Here is a 2,223-nt window from a genome sequence, read left to right on the forward strand (position 1 = left end):
GGGACATAAATGATTTACAAAAGAAGATAGTAACAAAAGATGAACTACAAGAGATGGAAGCTAAGTTGGAGGCAAAGATGGATGGTTTAAAAGAGGAGATCATGGAAGTATTGAAAAATTTCGTAACAGAGAAGACACCTGAAAGTGAAAATGCATCCCATGAAATTCATGATGAGGACACAAGGAAGGTGAATCAAGAATGGAGAAACTCCAACTTTGGTTTGAAGACCAACCACGTTCCTAAGATTGATATGAGGAAGTTTGATGGCAAGGACCCAATCACATGGATACTTCAGATGGAGCAATTCTTTGATCTCCATAATGTGCCACATACACAAAAGGTACGAATTGCTTCTTTATATTTAGAACCTAATCAATTTGTATGGTATCGATGGCTTTGTTCTCGCAAATCACTCGTCACTTGGACAATTTTCACGGAAGAAATGATAGCACACTATGAGGATACAAGGAGCAATACCTTCTTTAGCCAATTGATAAATCTCAAGCAAAAGGGTTCAGTTACAGAGCACATTGAGAACTTCCAAAGATTGAATATAAAGGTAACAGATATTCCAGATGAGCACTTGATTGATGTATTCATAGGAACTTTAAAGGATAACATTCAACATGAGGTTCGCCTTTGGGAACCCAAATCATTGGAGAATGCATTTAAGGTGGCAAGAAATGTTGAAAGTAAAAATATGGCTATGGCTACTAGAAGGACCTATCCTAACATCTATAGAGAGAACAATGCTCCTTCTCCTAAAACACCTCAACCTACAAGGTTGACACCTCAACAATTGGAGGAAAGAAAAGAAAAAGTTTTATGCTTTAATTGTGACAGCAAGTACAGTAAGGGACATAAGTGTGGTGAGAAGAAATTATTCTACATAGATTGTGAAGAGGAAGAAGAACAAGAACAAGAACCATCTCAAGATGAAAATGTAGAAGCAATTTCGTCTGAAGAGTTGACTCCCACGATATCGTGTAATGCATTGGCTGGAATTAGCACTCCTCAAACCCTCAAGATCGAAGGATACATCAAAAAGAAAAAGGTAATAGTCCTAATTGATTCTGGCAGTACTCATAATTTCATTCACTATAAATTAGCCAAAGATCTCAATTGCTTTGTATATCCAGCACCAGAGTTTCAAGTAATGATTGCAGATGGAGGAACTATCAATTGCTCAGGAAAATGCAATAAGATCAATCTTACTATGGGGGAATATGTAATGAATAGTCCAATGATTGCTATACCCATGGGTGGTGCAGATGTTGTACTAGGAATCCAATGGTTACAATCATTAGGAACAATGGCTTTTAATTTTCAAGAACTTTTCATGAAATTTTCATTGGAAGGAAAAGAAATTGAGTTAAGAGGTATCACAGGGAAACCCGGTAAGGTGATAAGCTCTAACGGCATGACAAAATTATTGAAAAAGGGGCATCAAGGCATTATTGCACAACTATGCTCACTAGATGTTCAAACATCTAAGCCATCTATTCCTCAAGATCTCCAAAGGATCATTGATAAGCATTCCAAAGTATTTGAAGATATTCCCAAAGGTCTTCCACCCACTCGAAATCATGATCATGAAATTCACCTAATTCCTGGGAGTGTTCCTCCTAACATCAGGCCATACAGATACCCTTATGCCCAGAAGAGTGAAATTGAGCGCATGGTTGAAGAAATGTTAGAGGCTGGCATTATTAGACCTAGCCAAAGTTCTTACTCTGCACCAGTGGTAATGGTATTCAAGAAAGATAGCTCATGGCATATGTGTCCAGATTATAGAGAGCTCAACAAGATCACTATTAAAGATAAGTTTCCCATTCCCGTCATTGATGAATTGTTAGATGAACTACATGGAGCAATCTATTTCACAAAATTGGATCTTCGTTCAGGGTATCATCAGATCAGAATGAAGGAAGAAGATATCCCAAAAACAACATTCCGAACTCATGAAGGCCATTATGAATTTTTGGTCATGCCTTTTGGCCTTACAAATGCACCTTCCACATTCCAAGGGTTGATGAATTCCATTTTCAAGCCCTTCCTTCGAAAATTTGTGTTAGTATTTTTTGATGATATACTAATCTATAGCAAGTCTTGGGAGGATCATGTGCAACATGTTGACAAGGTGCTACAACTACTAAAGGAGCAACAACTATATGCTAAACCATCCAAATGTTTATTTGGAGTAAAAGAGGTAGAGTATTTGG

1 protein-coding gene is annotated in these 2,223 nt (G+C 37.5%); it reads left to right on the top strand.

Annotated elements, in window-relative coordinates:
- Nucleotides 1-2,223: retropepsin-like aspartic protease/reverse transcriptase (locus NUW87_RS11965; protein ID WP_269028606.1), on the top strand; the 2,223-nt coding region annotated here is incomplete at both ends.

This window comes from Corynebacterium pilbarense (assembly GCF_026930265.1).
In the GTDB taxonomy this organism is placed as follows: domain Bacteria; phylum Actinomycetota; class Actinomycetes; order Mycobacteriales; family Mycobacteriaceae; genus Corynebacterium; species Corynebacterium pilbarense.